We start from the raw sequence: 1,133 nt of genomic DNA on the forward strand, positions 1-1,133 counted from the left end.
GGAGAACCTGTATTTCAACCCCAAGCGGTACGACCTGGCCAAGGTGGGTCGCTACAAGATCAACAAGAAGCTCGGGGTCGACGCGGAGATCACGCAGGGCACCCTGACCGAGGAAGACATCGTCTCGACCATCGAGTACATCGTCCGCCTGCACGCGGGCGAGGAGTCGATGCCGACGGCCGCCGGTGACCGCATCGTCGAGACCGACGACATCGACCACTTCGGCAACCGCCGTCTGCGCAGCGTGGGCGAGCTCATCCAGAACCAGGTTCGCCTGGGTCTGGCCCGTATGGAGCGCGTCGTGCGTGAGCGCATGACCACGCAGGACGTCGAGGCGATCACGCCGCAGACCCTGATCAACATCCGCCCGGTCGTGGCGTCGATCAAGGAGTTCTTCGGCACCTCGCAGCTGTCGCAGTTCATGGACCAGACCAACCCGCTGGCCGGCCTGACGCACAAGCGGCGTCTGTCCGCACTGGGTCCCGGTGGTCTGTCCCGTGAGCGGGCCGGGTTCGAGGTCCGTGACGTGCACCCGTCCCACTACGGCCGGATGTGCCCGATCGAGACCCCTGAAGGTCCCAACATCGGTCTGATCGGCTCGCTGGCCTCCTACGGCCGGATCAATGCCTTCGGCTTCGTCGAGACGCCCTACCGCAAGGTCGTCGACGGCAAGGTGACCGACCAGGTCGACTACCTGACCGCCGACGAGGAAGACCGTTACGTCAAGGCGCAGGCCAACACCACGCTCAACGCCGACGGCTCCTTCGCCGAGTCCCGCGTCCTCGTCCGCACCAAGGGCGGCGAGACCGAGCTCATGCGGGCCGAGGAGGTCGACTACATCGACGTGTCGCCGCGCCAGATGGTGTCGGTGGCCACCGCGATGATCCCCTTCCTCGAGCACGACGACGCCAACCGCGCGCTCATGGGCTCCAACATGCAGAGGCAGTCCGTGCCGCTGCTGAAGAGCGAGGCGCCGCTGGTCGGCACCGGCATGGAGTACCGTGCCGCCACCGACGCGGGCGACGTCATCAACGCCGAGAAGGCCGGCGTGGTGGAGGAGGTCTCCGCCGACTACGTCACGGTCATGAACGACGACGGCACGCGGACGACCTACCGCGTCGCCAAGTTCAAGC

At 66.5% G+C, this 1,133-nt stretch carries 1 pseudogene; it reads left to right on the top strand.

What is annotated here, in order from left to right:
* Nucleotides 1-1,133, top strand: a pseudogene (locus tag ACIBHX_RS52360) (DNA-directed RNA polymerase subunit beta); the annotation flags it as partial.

This window comes from Nonomuraea sp. NPDC050536, from assembly GCF_044457685.1.
Lineage (GTDB): Bacteria > Actinomycetota > Actinomycetes > Streptosporangiales > Streptosporangiaceae > Nonomuraea.